Genomic DNA, 17,438 nt, shown 5'->3' on the forward strand with positions numbered 1-17,438 from the left:
CAGAAAATAGAAGAATTAGAAGACATTCTAGATAGGATTTTCCTAGCGAGATAAATCGCACAGAAACCAGTTTGTATCTAAGACAAGATAGGTGAAACGAAATCAATAATATAGTTGGAGAGGCCATGCGTATAGGAATTGATTTAGGTGGTACTAAAATTGAAGTAATAGCGCTATCAGACAGGGGCGAGGAGCTATTTCGTAAACGAGTACCGACTCCGAGAGGCACTTACGAAGGGACTTTAAACGCCATTAAAGGGCTGGTGGAGGATGCCGAAAAAGCAACTGGTGAAACAGGAACCGTGGGTATTGGTATCCCAGGGACAATCTCTCCTTATACAGGTAAAGTTAAAAATGCCAATTCAACCTGGTTAAACGGGCAACCGCTTGATAAAGATCTTTCTGACATGCTTGCAAGAGAAGTACGAGTAGCTAACGATGCAAACTGTATGGCGGTTTCCGAAGCAACCGATGGAGCGGGAGCGGGTAAACATGTTGTTCTTGCCCTAATTCTTGGAACCGGAGCTGGAGCTGGAGTCGTTATTGATGGAAAGCCTCATGCTGGTGGTAACGGTATTGGCGGTGAATGGGGACACAACAACATGCCCTGGCAAAACAAAGAAGAGCGGGAGTTCTCGGACGCAACGCCTTGTTATTGTGGGCAGCATGGTTGTATAGAGCAGTTTGTTTCCGGAACAGGGTTATGTGCGGACTATGAGCGACGAACTGGCAGAAAGTTAACAGGGAGAGAGATTTCTGAACTTGCGTTGGCTGGTGATGAGATAGCGAATATTTCTCTGGAAGCCTATGAGCGTCGCCTTGCTAAATCTATGGCTGGGGTTATCAATGTATTGGATCCGGATGTCGTTGTGCTAGCTGGTGGTGTATGTAATATCGAGCGCCTTTACGAAAACATTCCGAAGCTACTTCCGGAGTATGTGTTTGGTGGCGAGTGCTTTACTGAAATAAAGCCAGCTGTTCATGGAGATTCTAGTGGCGTAAGAGGTGCCGCCTGGTTGTGGCCGCAACTATCGTAGGTCCGGAGTTTAAACCTAGCAAAAACCAGATTATGAGGTGGGCATGATAGATCTGTTCTTTGTTGTTGTGCCCATATTTCTGGTGATTGTCCTTGGAAAAATAATTCAGTTGAATTTTGTCCAGGATCTCCAAAGCTGGACGAGCCTAAATAAAATCAATTATTGGATGCTATTTCCAAGCCTTTTGTTTTACTCAATATCGACGATTGATTTTTCCAGTGTCAGCCTACCAGAGTTCTCAGCTTCGATACTGTTTGGATTTTTTGTAGCCGTACTATTTTCCTTGTTTCTAGGTAAGGTGCTCAAGCAGCCTGCCTCCATTCTTACCTCTGTTATGCAAGGAGCAGGACGCCACAATACATTTATCGCACTTGCGGTTGTAGCACAGCTTTATGGCGCGGATGGAACGGCAATTGGCATTATTGCTACCGCGATACTTGTTCCCATTTCAAATATTGTCATGGTTGTTTCTATGTCGGTTTTGTTGAATGAAAACGGCAGGACATACAAAAGGGCGTTTCTTGAACTTGTAAAGAATCCAATAATCGTTGCGATAGCACTCGGCTTGTTAATCAACTTTGCCGGGTGGAGTCGGGACCCGGTATTTTATGAGCTGACAGGAGTTCTAGGCAGGGCAGCGTTGCCTATCGTCCTATTGTGTATTGGTGCGGGGTTACAGTTTAGAGGGCTACGTAATCAAGCTGTGCCATGTATTATATCTTGTGTATCTAAAATGGTTGTGTTCCCGGGCATGACGTATCTTGCAGCACTATATCTTGGGCTATCTGAAAATCTGACAATGATAGCTGTGATATTTTCTATTGCACCAACTTCCCCAGCAAGCTATTCGCTAGCTAAGCAGATGGGTGGCGATGCGCCTTTAATCGCGTCTATTATCTCATTGCAAACCGTTCTTTCAGTGTTCGCTATACCATTATCGGTTGCTCTAATGCAGCTCTGAACCCTGTATCTTGAGGCCACTTGAGATATAGTACTGGCTCAAAAAATAGAGGGAGAATGTAAAATGGAAAATTTCCTGGAGTTACTGGCTTCAAAGCCCAATGAAGTAATGTTCGAACAGACGATGCAAGTTATTGACGAGCATTACGACTTTAACCCGGTAAGCTTTGTAAACGGAGAAACTGAAAATCAAGCAGGACAAAATAATGGTTCTTGCAAGATTTTTGCGTTTGCCAAATTACAAGGATTAGATGAATCATCAACTCTGGCATGTTTTGGTCAGTACTACCGTGACGATGTGTTAAAGAACCCGGATGGCAGCGATCACGCCAATATTCGCAACTTTATCAAACACGGTTGGGCAGGCATTCGCTTCGATGGTACTGCGTTAACAGTAAAGTAATGGAAAAAGCGAAATCAAAGTGCCAACTGGTTAGGAAAATCAGTTGGCGAAAAATACGAACTTAATCCAAGGGAATCATCTGGCTATTTTTCACTTCCTTTACTGAAATATTAGAGTGCAAGGCACTTACTCCTTTTACGCGCCTTAACTGGCTGATTCGATCATAATACTCGTCCAGATCGCGTGCGATCACCTGAACAATGTAATCTGCACCGCCGGCAATACAGTGACAAAGCGGAATCCAATCGGTTGAAGAAACAAATTCTTCAAAATAGTCGGTATTCTCTATTTCGTGGCTACCTAAAGAGACAAGGGTGAATCCGACCATGCTAAAGCCCAACTTCTTGCGGTTTAGTACAGCGGTATATTCAGAGATATAATCATCTTCTTCCAGCCTTTTCCATCGCCTCCAGCATGGTGTTTCACTCAAATTTACCTTTTCTGATAGCTTACTATTACTTATTCGTCCGTCACTTTGAATAAACCGCAGCATTGATAGATCTGTGCCGTCTAGTAGATCTTGAGGGTTTTCTTTCTTCTTCATGTTTATTGTGGAAATTATCTGCCTTAAATTAGTTAAATCATAACGCATAAAGCAAATTTATTCCTAGCTAGTTTAATAAACTATTTCTGTTTTCAATCAATAACTGAATGTTTATTGCATTTTGGTGGAGGAATTATTTATGAGTGCTCAGGTTATCGTTGCTTTTCTGTTTTTTGCTGTATCCATGACGATTACCCCTGGGGCTGGCAACCTCACACTGCTGGGTATATCTAACCGATTTGGCTTTTCGGCAGCGTTACCGTTTGTTGCTGGTACCACCTTTGGTGTGCTGATTGTTTTTGCGGGAACAAGCGCAGGGTTAATGAGTATATTAACCTCGGTCCCCGAGCTATACAGTGCAATTAAGTACTTAGGGGCGTTGTATCTTCTTTATATTGCCTGGGGGATATTCACATTCAAAATGGAGGAAGAGACAACTTCCGAGTCTTCTGCTGGATTTATATCGGGCACACTTATTCAGGTGCTGAACCCTAAAGCCTGGATTGCGGCGATGACGGTGTTCTCACAGTTTGTAGAAGCTTCAGGAAACTACCTGGTTCAGGTGGTCACAATCATTACTGCTTTTTTATTGGTCACTACGCTAAGTACGACAATATGGGCTTACTTTGGCTCATTATTGAAGCGACTGCTGCATTCACCAAACCAGATGGTTGTTGTCAATCGTTGCCTTGGCGCTACTCTGGCCATGACCGTGGTGTTTATGTTAACTCAAACTAGCTAAGTTAAAGATGAAGAAAAGCTGTGTTTTCCACAACGAGTTAGTATTTTGTAGTGGGCCCCATTTATCTCTGATTCTGAGTATATAACCAAACTTAATGGTGCTGAGCTAAGTCTTGAATGTGATCAAACCTGCCATGTTGCAAAAAGTAGATAGCTTGTTTAGCCACTTCTTCGTTGTAACGCATATTGGAATGTCCGACTTCAATTTCGACGAAATCGCTCATGTTGCTTAATTTAGTCGACTCTACAGACACCAGCCCATCATTCGGTCCATTGAAATAACTATTGGTTAAACTTGTGCCTTTTGTTCCTGCGATAACACCAATGTTAATATCTAACTCTTTTAATTGATTGCCCAGGCTGTTTTCACCAGTCACCAACGCTTGACTGATTTCACCACCAACTTCCATTAGCCATGAGTCGATATAATGATCGGCAACTTCACTGCCTTTGTTTGGTGTACCCATTAAAACGACTTCGCCAAGGCGATCGCTACCAATGAAATCCTCATGATTTTGCAAGTAAGAGCGAACAACTAGTCCACCAAGAGAGTGACCTACAAAATGTATCTTAGGGGCAGAATCGGTACATAAGTCCATTTGTGCGGAGGTTGACGTAAGTACGGAATCTACGCTTTCCCCGATACTGGAATAGTTCAGAGTACAGACAATATATCCCGCGTTTTCTAATCGCTGGGTAAAACGCCACATAGCAAAGTCGCTGCGACCAAGGCCATGCGCCAGAACAACCACTTGATCATTCGGTTGATACTGTTTTGGCTCGGTAACAGAGGTCGAACAACCAGCTATCAACAAAACCATCGAGGTGACAAATATGGATACTATTTTTTTCATAATCATTTATCAGTGAATCTAATGGGTACACTTAAGTACAACAGCTTTCAAACTGTTAAGGAGTGCTGTTAAGTGCTCTATATCTCTGGCCTGATGTTTCGCGCCTGTCATCGAATTTCTAACCAAGTCCGACAGTCCAAATACAGATAAGCCGGCTTTTTCGATGGAAGACTGGTAGCTCTGTAAAGTGGACTCAATAACTGAACGAAAATGTTCATCAGTGGATCGAATTTCGTCGCGGCTTAATTGACTCATACCCTGGATAATATCCTCAGCATGAGGAGTCGAATGCAGAAGTTGATAAGGTTCAAGGGCAAGGTGCTTAAAGAAAACGTCCAGCTTTGAAGACAGGTCCGTTGTTTCTTCCAGCTCCTGTTGAATGACTACAGTCGTACGTTCTTTAAACAGCCGAATGGTTGCGCACAGCACCTCATCCTTATTAGAAAAAGTGTTGTAAAGCGTCTGCCTGGCAATGCCTGCTTCTTTGGCGATATCGTTCATCGTGGTTCGCTGCACACCATAGCGAGAGAATACCGAAAAAGCAGATTCGACAATGTTGATTTCTTTTATATTCATAAAATTCATATTGACATATTTTGACTAATTGTCAAAAAAGTGGACAAATAAACACAAAGTGTCCAGGTGAAGTGTGATTGAGGCGGAATAACAATTCACCAAAAACTGACACGAGGGTGGGGCCACCGGGTTTCACGCCGTCGCATTTCAATGATCGTTATGTTATAACAATTTTATTATTTGCTGTTTCTGAATCATCATGTCGTTTAATAAAAGTTGCCTCCTTGTTCTGACTCTTTCACTTTTCTCTTTTGGCATTAGCGCCCATCCCCACTCCTGGATTGCTTTGGACACGACAGTAAATGTACAAGACGGCAATATTGTTTCGCTTTCTATGGAATGGGAGTTTGATGCAATGACTTCCGCCTATATGCTAGCCGACGAAAAAATAGATGCTTCTAACAGAGACGAAACCTACAACCGTATAGCCAACGAAATCGTCGAAAACATGTTATCTAATCATTATTTCACCTACTTTTATCAGGGCGAGGAACCTATTCGTTATAAAAAGGCAGAAGGAGGAGAGTTGGTTCAGAAGGGAGCAAAGTTGACGTTGAGTTTTGAACTCGAGTTAGCAAAACCAGTGGCGCTGGAAACGAATGGTTTGAGTTTATTGATTTTTGATCCAACCTATTTTGTCGATATGAGCTGGGATAGTAAGCAATCCATAAAATTAAGTCAGCCTTACTCTGATGCTTGCAATATTGACATTATCAAACCTAACCCAACGGCTGAACAATTAGCTTACGCTATGTCATTGTCTATGGATGAAGATCCTGACTATGAGTTGGGCCAGCTGTTTACACAGCGAGCAAAGTTCCGCTGTAAACCGGAGTAATACCTAATGAACTCTGTCTCTGTCAAAATATTAGCCGTTATTGCGTTGATTGTTTTTTCCACTTTTTCGCTGTTTGTCTGGAATAATTTTCCTCTTTACTGGATGCAGTTGCTTAAGGTGCAACGAGATGTAGTGGATTCCTTGAGTGAATATCTGGTGTTAATTAGCCAGGGAGAGCAGCGTTTCGGCTGGTACATTTTAGCGTTCAGCTTGATTTATGGCTTATTGCATTCTGTTTCACCGGGGCACGGTAAAACCGCTATCACCTCAATGGCACTCATCAACAATTATCGTCGCCGAAAAGCGGTTATTCTGGTTGGCGTAATTGCTTCGCTTCAAGCTATCAGCGCATGTTTACTATTTGCTGCCTCTTCTGCATTAACTGAGCTGTTTTCTCTGAGTATCACGGATAACGTCCGAATGCTGACGCAAGGATGTGGCATTTTGATCATTGCTCTTGGGGGCAAAGAACTGATTGAGTTGGGAATACATCAATTAAAAGCGCGCAGAGTGTCGAGAGATGACAATGACGGTCAAAAAGCTGATACTCAAAAAGTTACTTGGGGGGCTTTGCTGTTAATTGGGCTCCGCCCCTGTACCGGAGCTATCCTTGTGCTTTTCTTGGCCAGCATGCTGGGCAGTTTAAGCTGGGGGCTATTCAGCACGTTTGCCATGGCTCTAGGTACTGCAATTACAAATTCTGTGCTGGTTTTTAATGCTTTAACCATCCAAAACAAATTCAATCGTGTTCGATCTAATAAACATCATTGGGTGGGAAAAATTTCAACTGTTTTTCTCTCATTCGCGATGATGTTCTCAGGGTTTATTTTATTTAGTTTTGCTAATTTGTCAGGTTTGCAAAGTTTTATTCGTTAACGGAAAGATGAGTTCGGTCGAAGGAACTTTATGGCAGAGAAAATTTCCGTACCAGTTTCATAGAACGGCGATATAATAGGCGCCATCTTTTAACTGAAAATGGTTACATTTTCACAAACTAATCTAAGGAGGAATTTATGTCTTTGTGGTGTTCTATCAACCCACGCTTATTTGGCATGAAGGCTCGCTCAAGAGTTATTGATATCGCGTTGCGATAATCTCGACTTGAGCGAATAATTACCTTTCGACGAACAACGTCACTCGAGTACTTTCACTCAAGCTCGAAGAATTATTGTCAACTCAGACAATGGCGCAGTGCGCCCAAAATTCTTGAGAAAATTATGAGTACTTATTTAACAGCACAATCCCTATCACACACTTACACATCCAAAGCTCTATTTGAAGATCTGAGTATCACCGTTAACGGAGGTGATAAAATTGGCCTTATTGGTCATAACGGCTGCGGAAAAAGCTCTCTGTTAAAACTTTTAGATGGTCAGTATGAGCCTAGTGAAGGGCATATTGCCACATCCAAGCAGTGCCTTGTGAGCTATGTTGAACAACACATACCTACAGAGCTGCAATGCCGTACAGTATTGGATGCTCTTACAGAAACATTACCAGCAGAAGACTATTGGCGTGCTGAGCTTCTTTTATCTGAACTAAGCTTTTCGGACTCAGACTGGCAAATGCCAGTGACGAATTGCAGTGGGGGACAGCAAATGAGACTGCTGCTTGCCCGAGCAATTATAAATGACCCTGATTTGCTACTACTGGATGAACCAAGCAACCATTTAGACCTTCCGTCACTGATGTGGTTAGAGCAGTTTTTATCGAACTGGAAGGGAGCGTTTGTGTTGGTCTCCCATGACCAAACGTTACTTGATTCGGTGACAAATACCACCTGGATAATGCGTGACCAATCGCTGCACCATTTTTCTTTACCATGCTCGGAAGCCAGAAAAGAGCTAAAGGAAAGAGATGAGCAGGACAAACTTCGCTATCTTAGCGAACAAAAAGAGATTGACCGAATTGAGAAGAGCGCCAAACGCTTGGCCGTTTGGGGTAAGGTTTATGATAACGAGGACCTAGCTCGCAAAGCGAAAACCATGTTCGCCCGAAAAGAGCGCTTAGAAGAAGATCAAACCGAACTTAGCGAGGGTGCGCCATGGAGTTTAAAGCTACAGGGCGAGGTTCTACCAGCAAATCGCCTGCTGGAAATTGCTCCCTTTACACTAAAACCACCTAAAAGTGAGTTATCGCTTTTTGATATGCTCGAAATGCGTATTAAAAGTGGTGACAGAGTTGCAATGATGGGGAGTAATGGTTGTGGTAAATCAACATTGATGAACCTCCTGTATCAACTTTCACTGTCGGATGAAGAGATCGCGCCAGGCAAAGAAAACCTGGAGTACCCAGTTACGTTTCATGACAAATGTCGTTTAGGTTACTACGATCAGTCGTTAGAGCAACTTGACGATAATGACACCCTTACTGATGCCCTAAGTAACTTTGCATCAATTAATGACGAGCAGGCCAAACGAGCTTTAATCAGTGCTGGCTTTGAATATGTTAGGCATACTCAAAAAGTTGACTCCCTTAGTGGAGGAGAGCGAGCCCGGTTACTTTTTGTGGGGCTGACACTAGCCAGATATCACCTGCTATTTCTCGACGAGCCCACAAACCATTTAGATATGGAAGGCAAAGAAGAGCTAATAGAAACCCTTAACGAATTCGAAGGTGCTATTGTGCTGGTGAGTCATGATCGCAGCTTGATAGAACAGAGCTGCAATCGGTTTTGGCTTATCAACGATGGTTATTTAACTGAGTATTTGTCGGCGGTAGACGCTTATAAGCAATTGTCTGAACCATTAGTGTTTTCTGACGAAAATAAGGAAGCTAAGGTTCAGATGCAAGCTTCAACCGATCTGGACGACGGCTTAGATGAAGAGCAGTTGTTGGAACGTTTGATCGAGCTGGAGACACTTCTGGAAGAGGATAAGCAAAGGAAGCCTAAACATCAAAAGCTAAATCTACAAGTGCAATGGAAAGAGGAGATTGACAGAGTTACCAGTCAATTAGAATAACTTTTCAAACCGTGAATAACCTGTGAAGGCCTGCTTTATAAGCAGGTCTTCACTAATTTTTGCGTGGCCTCATCAGGCGATATTCAGATACTTATGTGTCTGAATTGATAGACGCCAGTTACGTTTCACACAGGTTTCAATGCAAAGCTCAGTGGCTCTGTTTCCCTGACTGATTGGTTGAAGAGCGATAACGGTTTTTTCAGATACGTCACACTCTTTTAGTAGTGTATCTAACTGTTCTATGTCTTTCTCTCTTGCAACCGGATGTTTTATTTCATTCGCTCGCTTAAGCGCTTCAGGCAACACCGGAAGCTTTCCACCCATATTAATTTTTGGTGACACTGTCACCCATGTTTTCTCCGAACAATTGATAGGAGATGTGCCGCTGGTTTCAATCTGGCACTGACAGCCAATCTCTTCAAAAGCGTTCGTTAATTTGGTCAGGTCATATATACATGGCTCGCCACCAGTGATGACAATATGCCTGGCAGTAAAACCTTGCTGTCTGTATAGCTCGATCAAATCTTGTTCAGAAACTTCGCTCCACGACGGTGAATCACCGGTTTTAGCAATAATAGCATCAGTAGTGGTTTCATCCTGGGCATTTGCCTCCCAGGTCTGCTTGGTATCACACCAGGAGCAACCTACAGGACATGCCTGCAAACGAACAAAAATAGCAGGCACTCCGGTAAATACACCTTCACCCTGAATGGTCTGAAATATTTCATTAAGCTTGAGCATTGCTGTTACCTGTTTTGTATGGTCTTCCAGAAGGAGGGGTAGTTTATAGATTTTCTGATATTTAGCCAGCTTTCAGCAGATACAGAATGTTTTAGTGAGTGATTTGTTATTCGTGATGTGAATGCGTAGATATTAAAAGTAAACAAAATAATGATATGATACGCAGTAAATATACTCGAGTATATTGAGACCAACCTGATGACATGCCGTTGAGCATCTTATTTATAGAAGATGAATGTAATGAATGGCTTAATATGGTCTAGAATAAAAACGTAAATGTATCAAAACGCAAAAATATAAAAACAATATCCTAAAGGTGTCGTACATATCTTATGGAAAAGATTTCTGATCAGAAGCTTTTAAGATTCATTAAATATTCTCCTGTTGTTTTCATTGGCCTGGCGACAATGGTTATCATCGGTATCATGTTTTACGATAACCGCATTGATGCGGAAGAAAAACTCGCCTCGATGAGATCTGATTATATACAGCAAGAGAAAAAACGTGTTCGGCAAGAGGTCGACAGTGTTTATCAACAACTCGTGTATGAAAAGGCTCATACGGAGGCTGCGTTAAAAAGAGAAATCAAGCAACGCGTCTACGAAGCTCACTCTATCGTTAAAAATATCTACGAAAACAACCTGGATAAACCAAGAGACGAAGTAATTAAGCTTATAAAGGATGTTCTTCGGGGTGTCCGTTTTAATCGTGGTAGAGGGTATTACTTCATTTACCAGATGGATGGCACTAATGTACTTTTACCTCACCTGAAGCACATGGAAGACACTTCTCTTTGGGAATTCAAAGACAGCAAGGGTTCTTCAATTATTCAGGAGCTTGTCTCTATCGTTACTGATAAAAATGAAGGTTATCACCGTTGGTGGTTTTACAAACCGCAGGATCTGAACAACGATCTAGAAAAAATCGGATTCGTTAAGTATTTCGAGCCTTTGGACTGGTTTATCGGAACGGGAGAATATGTAGAAGATTTCGAAGTTGAGATTCAGCAGCGCTTACTTAACTGGATATCCGAGATTCGCTATGGATCTTCAGGGTACATTTTCGTCATTGATCAAGGGGCGAAGATTCTCGCTCATCAGGATGAGGAGATGCGGAACTTTAATGGCTTCAACCTGCATGACAGTAACAAGAACTTTTATATAAGAGATTTACTGGAGGTCGCAAAAGCCGGAGGTGGCTTTGTGGACTATGAGGCTCCGTTTAAACCCGAGGGGGTGCAGAGATCGGATAAAACCAGTTATGCTCGTTGGTTTGATAAATGGCAGTGGACTGTGGGTTCTGGTATCTATTTATCGGACATCGAGTCTCATTTAGCCGATAGAGAAGAGGCTATCAAACAGCAAAATGATGCAGAGTTGGTAAAGCTTCTGTTATTTAGCTTCCTCATGGCATCAATCATGTTTGTATTTGCCACGTACCTTAGTGGTCGGTTATCGACCCGGTTCAGGAAGTTTCAGGCTCAAATTAATCACGATTTTGACCAGCTATCAAGCACCAATAAGAAGATGCAGCAGATCGAGCTCTATGATTCACTGACTGTATTGCCGAACAGAATTCAGTTTACTCAGTTGGTTAAGAAGTATATTCAGGAGGCAGAGCTCTCTGGGCGCTATGTGGCCACTGTTTTGGTTGATTTGGACAACTTCAAAAGTGTGAATGACAGTTACGGGCACAATAATGGCGACAAGCTGCTGGCAATGTTGGGTCGACGCTTTGAAGCCATTTTGGATGCAAATGAAGGTGTATCAAGGTTGGGGAGTGATCAGTTTATCTTCTGCTTCCCAGGCCTGGTAAAGAAACACGAACTGAGAGATAAAATTGAAATTATCCAGAAGGTGTTTTCCGAGGACTTTGTTGTTGAAGACCAACCTATTTCGGTGACATGCAGTATTGGCATTGCAAATTATCCAGAAGATGGGTTCACAGCCGAAGAGTTAGTCAGTAATGCAGATATAGCGCTCTACAAAGCAAAAAGCAATACAAAAGGTGGCGTTCAATATTTTAGCCCAGAATTGGCAGCGCAAGTTGAGTATGAGTTTAATCAGGAAGAGGAAGCATAACAATATCTTAAAAAACGTTAACAACACAAAATATCTTTTGCACCTCATGTTCTATACTCAAGGGTAAGTTATAGAATTTGAGGTGTTGCTCTATATATGAAAAACATAAATGACAGGAAGTTATTAAATTTAATACGTTATGCACCGGTTCTGATTATTGGGATATGTGTGATAGCTATTAATATTGTCGTTTTTCAGGATAACCGTAACAAGGCAACCGAGAGCATTGAGTCCCTTAGAAATGATCTAATTGAAAGGCAGCAAGGGCTCGTTAGTCACCATGTCAATCAGGCCGTAAAACAAATTCAATTCGAAAAATCCCGGGCTGTCGAGCTTCTTAAAAAACAAGCTAAAAGCCGGGTATATGAAGCTCACGAGATAGCCACTAATATCTATAACAATAACCGCGACAAATCCAAGCAAGAGATCACCAAACTTATTTCTGACGCACTAAGACCGATTCGTTTTTTTGAAGGCAGGGGGTATTTCTTTGTCTTTCAGATGGACGGTATTAATGTCATGCACGGTCTTAAAACTCAGCTGGAAGGTAAATCGGCCTGGGGTGCGAAGGATGTACGTGGGACATTTATATTAAGAGAACATATTCGCCTGATTAAAGAGCTGGGTGGAGAAGCCTTCTACAACTGGTGGTACCAAAAGCCAGGAGAACCTGTCGACGCTGAATTTGAAAAAGTGGGTTTTGGTAAACGGTTTGAACCCTACGACTGGTTTATTGGCACTGGTGAGTATGTTGTTGATGTTGAGAATGATATTAAGAAGCTGATGCTGAACTGGGCTTCAGAATTTGGCTACGATGAAGCTGGATATGTCTTTATTATCGACAAGTCGGGAGAGATTCTGGCATCCCATGGTAAAGCGCGAATCGGCAAGTTCATAGATAAAACAGTTTCTGAAAATGGAAAACTCACCGTCAAAGCAATGGAACAAGCAACGGCCGATGGTGGGGGATTTGTGGAATATAATGCCTCCTACAAGCCGGGTGAGATTTTTGATGGTGAAGATGTCGCTCCAAAAATTAGTTATGTCAAAGCGATAGAAGAGTGGGGTTGGTTTGTTGGAAGTGGCTTCTATACAGAAGAGTTTGAACATTATCTGGCACAGAAGCAGTTGGAACTGGTTAATAATAACCAGTCAGAATTTATAAAGATAACCATCATAAGTCTTATCTTTACCTTGATGGTAATGGGTGTTTCGTTGATGGCTGGAAACCTGATTGCACAACGATTCAGCAAATTTCAGGAACGCATCTCGGAAGATTTTGGTGAACTGGAAGATACCAAAGATCAGATGGCCTACATGGCACAACACGATGCGCTTACCGGCTTACCTAACCGGTTGATGCTCGTTGACGTTATCAGGGAGGGAATCGAATACTCAAGGGCGAATGGTAAACAGCTGGCGGTCATGTTTGTGGATCTTGATGACTTTAAGAAGGTCAATGATCTTTATGGTCATTCATCAGGAGATAAGTTGCTTGAAACGATCAGTCGCAAGTTCGAAACCATTCTTGGTGCCAGAGATACCGTTTCACGCTTTGGAGGAGATGAGTTCATATTCTGTTTCCCAGATCTGGAAGACATCACTGCCGCCGAAAGAAAAGTTCAGGACATAAAAGCGGTTTTCCAGGATCAGTTCGTGATTGATGGCAAGGTTCTGTCTACCGCATGTAGCATTGGGGTAAGCATGTACCCCGAAGACAGTGACTCCCCGGACTCACTTATTCGCAAGGCTGATATTGTGCTGTATAAGTCGAAAGCGATTAAAAAAGGTGATGTCATGTTCTACGACGAGAGCATCAATGAGCAGGTTCAGTATGATTTTGTTGTTGAAGAAGAACTAAGAAGAGCCATCTACAAAGATGAAATTTCAGTGCTGTATCAACCCCAAATGGACGCAGATACTGGAAAAATGATTGGAGTAGAAGCGTTGGCTCGTTGGAGTAATGTCCGATTAGGAATGGTCTCTCCAGTGAAGTTTATAGCCGTCGCGGAAGAAACCGGATTAATTCATGAGATTGGATTATTTGTATTCCGCAGAGCATGTGAAGACATTTCGCTACTTTCCAGAAATGGCGATGATGCGTTGAAAGTCTCGGTCAATATTTCTCCAAAGCAGCTCCTTAATCCAGATTTTTCTCAATATTTAGAGGAAATAGTCAGAGATGTTGGAATCGATATCAGCAGGGTAACGTTAGAAATTACAGAGAACGTTTTGCTTGATGACTTAAATAAAGTAACTCCGATTTTAATGAGTTTGAGGAATATGGGATTCGGCATTTCACTGGATGATTTTGGTACCGGTTATTCATCGCTAAGCTATTTAAATAACCTGCCTATTTCAGAAATCAAAATAGACCGTTGTTTCATCGATAAACTACTGGTTAACGAGCAAAGTGACAGCCTAGTAAAAGCGATCATTGCCATCGGTGATTCGTGTGGAATGAGAGTCGTCGCTGAAGGGGTCGAGACACAAGAGCAATATAAGACACTCATGTCGTATGGTTGTGGATATGTTCAAGGTTACTACTTCGAAAGGCCACTACCTATTCAGAAAATCAGTCAGTGGGGAGGATTTCAGGAGCTGGCTTGATCTCAGATAAATAGCGATAAACCGCACATATAGAGCCTTCATTATTAATAATGAAGGTTTTATTTTGTCCTGAAGGTCAAATAAATCAGGAATTACTAAAAAATAAAGAGGTAAAACTGATGCTTATTGCTAGGCTTTTTATAGGGATAGCAAATTACAACTCAGTATTCTGGGTGTAAATAGATAGCTGCGGATGAGATTGTGTGAATTTAAGGGATGATACGATGAGCAAAACCATTTTAGTTGTTGATGATTCTGACTCGCTAAGGCAGGTGTTAGCCATTTCGTTATCGGGTGCGGGTTACAATGTTCTGGAAGCTCGTGATGGTAAAGATGCATTATGTAAGCTTGATGGTACAAGAGTTCATTTGATCATCAGCGATTTTAATATGCCTATTATGAATGGCATAGAGTTTGTAAAAAATGTCAAACTGCTGCCTAAATACAAGTTTACTCCGATCATCATGCTGACAACCGAAAGTCAGCAACATCTGATGGACGAAAGTAAAAAAGCGGGCGCAAAGGCCTGGATGATTAAGCCTTTTAAACCCGATCAGATGCTTCAGGCTGTTTCTAAGCTGATTGCATAACTGATGTCAGAAGAGCCTTTGAGTGATGACGACTTTTCTTTTACCTCAGGAGATAACCATTTATGAAGTAGCAGATATTTATGCTGAACTTCTGGCGGTAATTTCTCAGTCTGATTCGTTGGAGTTAGATGGTAAAGCTGTTGAGGAGCTGGATACGTCAGGGCTTCAGTTATTGCTTTGGTCTCGTAACGAATGCCGGAAGATTGATATACAGTGGAAACTGACTTCTCCCAGTGATGAGCTTTCCCAATGTTTGGAACTGGCTGGCTTTGAACTGAGTGACTCTGATTCAGGGGAGGCGATATGATCCCCGGAATGGAGCAGGCGCTCGCGACCTTTGTCAATGAATCAAAAGAACTACTCGAAGATATGGAGGACGGTCTTCTTCACATAGAAGAAGTGGGTGATGAGCCTGATATTGAAGCTGTTAACTCCATTTTTAGAGCGATACACACTATCAAGGGCAGTGCCGGTATTTTTGGTTTTAATGATGTGGTGCAGCTTACTCACGTTACAGAGACCATTTTAGATCAGGTTCGCAATGGTGACAGCCAATTTGATAAAACGTTGCTCAGTCTGCTCTTCAGTACACGGGATCTTATCGAAGAGCTCATTGCTTTTGCATCACAGGATGTATTGCCAGAAGAGGAGGTGGTTGCACGACTCAGTCAGCTTATCGAAAACCTCGACGCTTATTTGCTTACTGAAGCGACTGATGCTCTAGACATAACTCCCTCTCAATCCATTGAAACAAAAAGTGAGAGCACACCAGAGGTAGGTTCTGCTAGGTTATGGCATATCTCATTTAAGCCTAAAGAAACCGTATTTCAGGATGGATTAGACCCCCTGTCTTTTGTTCGTTACCTCTCCAATATAGGGAAGATAGAGTATCTGGAGACAAATACTCGTGCTCTTGAACTTCTGGACGAGTTCGATCCTGAGCGTTGCTATCTGGCCTTTGAGATCTCATTACTCACTTCCCATGGGAAACAGGACATTCTGGACGTCTTTGAGTTCATACAGTCTGAAGCTGATATTAGTATTATCCCTCCTGAAGAAGCCATCACCGAGTATGTGCAATGTATCAGGTGTTTACCGGATGAAAAACAGAAGCTTGGCGAGATGCTGGTTAAAGTCGGGGCTATAACGTCGTCTGAGTTAGCTAGGGCATTAGAGTTACAAGATGAAATCAAAGAGAAAAAATCTTTTATACCGCATTTAGGAACGGTGCTGACTGAGCACGGGAATATTTCACCGGAGGTACTCCAGGCCGCGGTTGAAAAGCAGAGCAGCAAACCATTACCCCGGATTCACCAGAGTAAGACCTTACGCGTTGATGCACAAAAGCTGGATCGCCTTATCGATCAGGTGGGGGAGATGGTTATCACCGGCGCAAGAACCAATCTACTTGCGCACGAAACGGGTAATGAACAGCTAATTGAAGCGATGGGCTTGTTAGAGCGTTTGGTTGAAAATATACGAGACAGCTCCCTTAAATTGAGAATGGTTCAGATTGGTGGAACATTCAGCAAATTCAAACGTGTAGTACGCGATATTGCTGAGGATCTCGGCAAAAAAGTACATTTGGAGATTCGGGGTGAGGACACTGAGCTCGATAAAACCTTTGTGGAGAAAATCAGCGATCCACTCATGCATATCGTACGCAACGCCATTGATCATGGTATTGAGATGCCTGATGAAAGGATTGCCAAAGGTAAATCCGAAACCGGTAATGTGTTACTGAACAGTTATCACGAGTCAGGATCAACAGTGATTGAAATCCGCGATGACGGCAAAGGCATCGATAAGGAAAAAGTACGCGAGAAAGCGATCAGCAAAGGCCTGATTACCGAAACGATGCGCTTATCAAAAAGGGAGATCTTTTCTCTGATCTTTGAGCCGGGATTTTCTACTGCAGAATCAGTGACCAATATTTCGGGGCGCGGTGTGGGTATGGATGTCGTCCGGCGAAATATCGATGCGCTTCGCGGTACTGTTGAAGTGGACAGCGAGCTCGACAACGGTTCGAAAATCGTGATTCGTTTGCCTCTGACGTTGTCGATAATTGATGGTTTTATGTTTGAGGTATATGACGCGAATTATGTGATTCCACTGGACATGGTGGTTGAGTGTATGGAGCTGCATGAGTTGGTCGATGCGGAGCAAATACGAGAAAAGAATTTTCTCAGCCTGAGAGGTGAAGTTCTTCCCTTCATTCGCCTGCGTGCACTGTTCGGTATTCGAGAACAGGCAGACCATGAACGAGAGTCATTGGTAATAGTGCAGTTCGGCAGCCTGAGAGCTGGCCTTGTTGTCGACTCACTAAAGGGAGAGTTCCAGACAGTAGTAAAACCTTTAGGTCGATTGTTCGAAGGCATTAAATGTATTAGTGGAGCAACCATCCTGGGCAGCGGCGATGTCGCTGTGATTCTGGATGTATCGGCACTGATTGAGTCGGCTATCGTTGGTTATGAAAAGGCTGAAGCTGACAAGCTATAGG

16 protein-coding genes are annotated in these 17,438 nt (G+C 42.6%); 12 read left to right on the top strand and 4 right to left on the bottom strand.

The annotated features are described in order from the left end of the window. The first annotated feature begins 125 nt into the window (after window positions 1-125). The 3 genes from mak to P7F88_RS18220 all read left to right on the top strand — a co-directional run bounded on the left by mak (window position 126) and on the right by P7F88_RS18220 (window position 2,400). Window positions 126-1,037 carry a fructokinase gene (gene mak / locus P7F88_RS18210; protein WP_277827033.1) on the top strand — a complete coding sequence of 304 codons (912 nt, stop codon included), beginning with the start codon at window positions 126-128 and terminating at the stop codon, window positions 1,035-1,037. Window positions 1,038-1,080: 43 nt separating this feature from the next. Then, window positions 1,081-1,998 (top strand): AEC family transporter, encoded by a 918-nt coding sequence (locus P7F88_RS18215; protein ID WP_277827034.1) that lies wholly within the window; start codon window positions 1,081-1,083, stop codon window positions 1,996-1,998. Between the two features lie 63 nt (window positions 1,999-2,061). Beyond that, complete coding sequence (locus P7F88_RS18220; protein WP_277827036.1) at window positions 2,062-2,400, top strand: HopJ type III effector protein; 339 nt, start codon at window positions 2,062-2,064, stop codon at window positions 2,398-2,400. Window positions 2,401-2,461: 61 nt separating this feature from the next. Here the strand turns inward: P7F88_RS18220 and P7F88_RS18225 are convergent, their stop codons facing one another. Then, entirely contained in the window at window positions 2,462-2,944 is a 483-nt protein-coding gene (locus P7F88_RS18225; protein ID WP_277827038.1) for an Lrp/AsnC family transcriptional regulator, read from the bottom strand. A 139-nt stretch (window positions 2,945-3,083) separates the two neighbouring features. Here P7F88_RS18225 and P7F88_RS18230 point away from each other — a divergent pair, with 139 nt between their 5' ends. After that, the gene (locus P7F88_RS18230) at window positions 3,084-3,686 is read left to right on the top strand and encodes a LysE family translocator (RefSeq protein WP_277827040.1); all 603 of its coding nucleotides are present in this window, start codon (window positions 3,084-3,086) and stop codon (window positions 3,684-3,686) included. A gap of 91 nt (window positions 3,687-3,777) precedes the next feature. On the opposite strand, the gene P7F88_RS18235 is transcribed toward P7F88_RS18230, so the two are convergent. Both P7F88_RS18235 and P7F88_RS18240 read right to left on the bottom strand, forming a co-directional pair. Then, the gene (locus P7F88_RS18235; RefSeq protein WP_277827042.1) at window positions 3,778-4,539 is read right to left on the bottom strand and encodes an alpha/beta fold hydrolase; all 762 of its coding nucleotides are present in this window, start codon (window positions 4,537-4,539) and stop codon (window positions 3,778-3,780) included. Between the two features lie 18 nt (window positions 4,540-4,557). Next, on the bottom strand, window positions 4,558-5,115 hold the full coding sequence (locus tag P7F88_RS18240; RefSeq protein WP_277827044.1) for a TetR/AcrR family transcriptional regulator: 558 nt from the start codon (window positions 5,113-5,115) through the stop codon (window positions 4,558-4,560). Between the two features lie 199 nt (window positions 5,116-5,314). Between P7F88_RS18240 and P7F88_RS18245 the strand changes: the two genes are divergently transcribed. The 3 genes from P7F88_RS18245 (at window position 5,315) to P7F88_RS18255 (ending at window position 8,916) form a co-directional block, all read left to right on the top strand. Continuing rightward, window positions 5,315-5,953, top strand: coding sequence for a DUF1007 family protein (locus tag P7F88_RS18245; RefSeq protein WP_277827046.1), 639 nt, complete (start codon window positions 5,315-5,317; stop codon window positions 5,951-5,953). Window positions 5,954-5,959: 6 nt separating this feature from the next. Next, window positions 5,960-6,829, top strand: a complete 870-nt coding sequence (locus P7F88_RS18250; RefSeq protein ID WP_277827048.1) for a nickel/cobalt transporter — start codon at window positions 5,960-5,962, stop codon at window positions 6,827-6,829. 341 nt (window positions 6,830-7,170) lie between these two features. Further along, window positions 7,171-8,916, top strand: a complete 1,746-nt coding sequence (locus tag P7F88_RS18255; RefSeq protein ID WP_277827050.1) for an ABC-F family ATP-binding cassette domain-containing protein — start codon at window positions 7,171-7,173, stop codon at window positions 8,914-8,916. Window positions 8,917-8,988: 72 nt separating this feature from the next. On the opposite strand, the gene queE is transcribed toward P7F88_RS18255, so the two are convergent. Further along, window positions 8,989-9,657, bottom strand: a complete 669-nt coding sequence (gene queE, locus P7F88_RS18260) for a 7-carboxy-7-deazaguanine synthase QueE (protein WP_277827051.1) — start codon at window positions 9,655-9,657, stop codon at window positions 8,989-8,991. A 332-nt stretch (window positions 9,658-9,989) separates the two neighbouring features. Here queE and P7F88_RS18265 point away from each other — a divergent pair, with 332 nt between their 5' ends. The 5 genes from P7F88_RS18265 to P7F88_RS18285 all read left to right on the top strand — a co-directional run bounded on the left by P7F88_RS18265 (window position 9,990) and on the right by P7F88_RS18285 (window position 17,437). Beyond that, window positions 9,990-11,738: a sensor domain-containing diguanylate cyclase gene (locus P7F88_RS18265; RefSeq protein WP_277827053.1), complete on the top strand. Its 1,749-nt coding sequence runs from the start codon at window positions 9,990-9,992 to the stop codon at window positions 11,736-11,738. 96 nt (window positions 11,739-11,834) lie between these two features. Continuing rightward, a complete protein-coding gene (locus tag P7F88_RS18270; protein WP_277827055.1) occupies window positions 11,835-14,348 on the top strand; it encodes a bifunctional diguanylate cyclase/phosphodiesterase in 2,514 nt (837 codons plus the stop codon). Window positions 14,349-14,572: 224 nt separating this feature from the next. Continuing rightward, on the top strand, window positions 14,573-14,938 hold the full coding sequence (locus P7F88_RS18275) for a response regulator (protein ID WP_277827057.1): 366 nt from the start codon (window positions 14,573-14,575) through the stop codon (window positions 14,936-14,938). 25 nt (window positions 14,939-14,963) lie between these two features. After that, on the top strand, window positions 14,964-15,245 hold the full coding sequence (locus P7F88_RS18280) for an STAS domain-containing protein (protein WP_277827059.1): 282 nt from the start codon (window positions 14,964-14,966) through the stop codon (window positions 15,243-15,245). Beyond that, window positions 15,242-17,437 carry a chemotaxis protein CheA gene (locus tag P7F88_RS18285; protein WP_277827061.1) on the top strand — a complete coding sequence of 732 codons (2,196 nt, stop codon included), beginning with the start codon at window positions 15,242-15,244 and terminating at the stop codon, window positions 17,435-17,437. The genes P7F88_RS18280 and P7F88_RS18285 overlap by 4 nt, the downstream gene beginning before the upstream one ends. The last annotated feature ends 1 nt before the right edge of the window (window position 17,438 follow it).

It is taken from the genome of Vibrio hannami (genome assembly GCF_029589055.1).
In the GTDB taxonomy this organism is placed as follows: Bacteria; Pseudomonadota; Gammaproteobacteria; order Enterobacterales; family Vibrionaceae; genus Vibrio; species Vibrio hannami.

Bases quoted from the DNA above. Each gene is read 5' to 3' on its own strand.
- P7F88_RS18255 (WP_277827050.1), top strand. From the start codon at position 7,171: ATGAGTACTTATTTAACAGCACAATCCCTATCACACACTTACACATCC.
- P7F88_RS18220 (WP_277827036.1), top strand. From the start codon at position 2,062: ATGGAAAATTTCCTGGAGTTACTGGCTTCAAAGCCCAATGAAGTAATG.
- P7F88_RS18275 (WP_277827057.1), top strand. From the start codon at position 14,573: ATGAGCAAAACCATTTTAGTTGTTGATGATTCTGACTCGCTAAGGCAG.
- P7F88_RS18285 (WP_277827061.1), top strand. From the start codon at position 15,242: ATGATCCCCGGAATGGAGCAGGCGCTCGCGACCTTTGTCAATGAATCA.
- P7F88_RS18270 (WP_277827055.1), top strand. From the start codon at position 11,835: ATGAAAAACATAAATGACAGGAAGTTATTAAATTTAATACGTTATGCA.
- P7F88_RS18245 (WP_277827046.1), top strand. From the start codon at position 5,315: ATGTCGTTTAATAAAAGTTGCCTCCTTGTTCTGACTCTTTCACTTTTC.
- mak (WP_277827033.1), top strand. From the start codon at position 126: ATGCGTATAGGAATTGATTTAGGTGGTACTAAAATTGAAGTAATAGCG.
- P7F88_RS18230 (WP_277827040.1), top strand. From the start codon at position 3,084: ATGAGTGCTCAGGTTATCGTTGCTTTTCTGTTTTTTGCTGTATCCATG.
- P7F88_RS18235 (WP_277827042.1), bottom strand. From the start codon at position 4,539: ATGAAAAAAATAGTATCCATATTTGTCACCTCGATGGTTTTGTTGATA.
- P7F88_RS18215 (WP_277827034.1), top strand. From the start codon at position 1,081: ATGATAGATCTGTTCTTTGTTGTTGTGCCCATATTTCTGGTGATTGTC.
- P7F88_RS18250 (WP_277827048.1), top strand. From the start codon at position 5,960: ATGAACTCTGTCTCTGTCAAAATATTAGCCGTTATTGCGTTGATTGTT.
- P7F88_RS18280 (WP_277827059.1), top strand. From the start codon at position 14,964: ATGACGACTTTTCTTTTACCTCAGGAGATAACCATTTATGAAGTAGCA.
- P7F88_RS18265 (WP_277827053.1), top strand. From the start codon at position 9,990: ATGGAAAAGATTTCTGATCAGAAGCTTTTAAGATTCATTAAATATTCT.
- queE (WP_277827051.1), bottom strand. From the start codon at position 9,657: ATGCTCAAGCTTAATGAAATATTTCAGACCATTCAGGGTGAAGGTGTA.
- P7F88_RS18225 (WP_277827038.1), bottom strand. From the start codon at position 2,944: ATGAAGAAGAAAGAAAACCCTCAAGATCTACTAGACGGCACAGATCTA.
- P7F88_RS18240 (WP_277827044.1), bottom strand. From the start codon at position 5,115: ATGAATATAAAAGAAATCAACATTGTCGAATCTGCTTTTTCGGTATTC.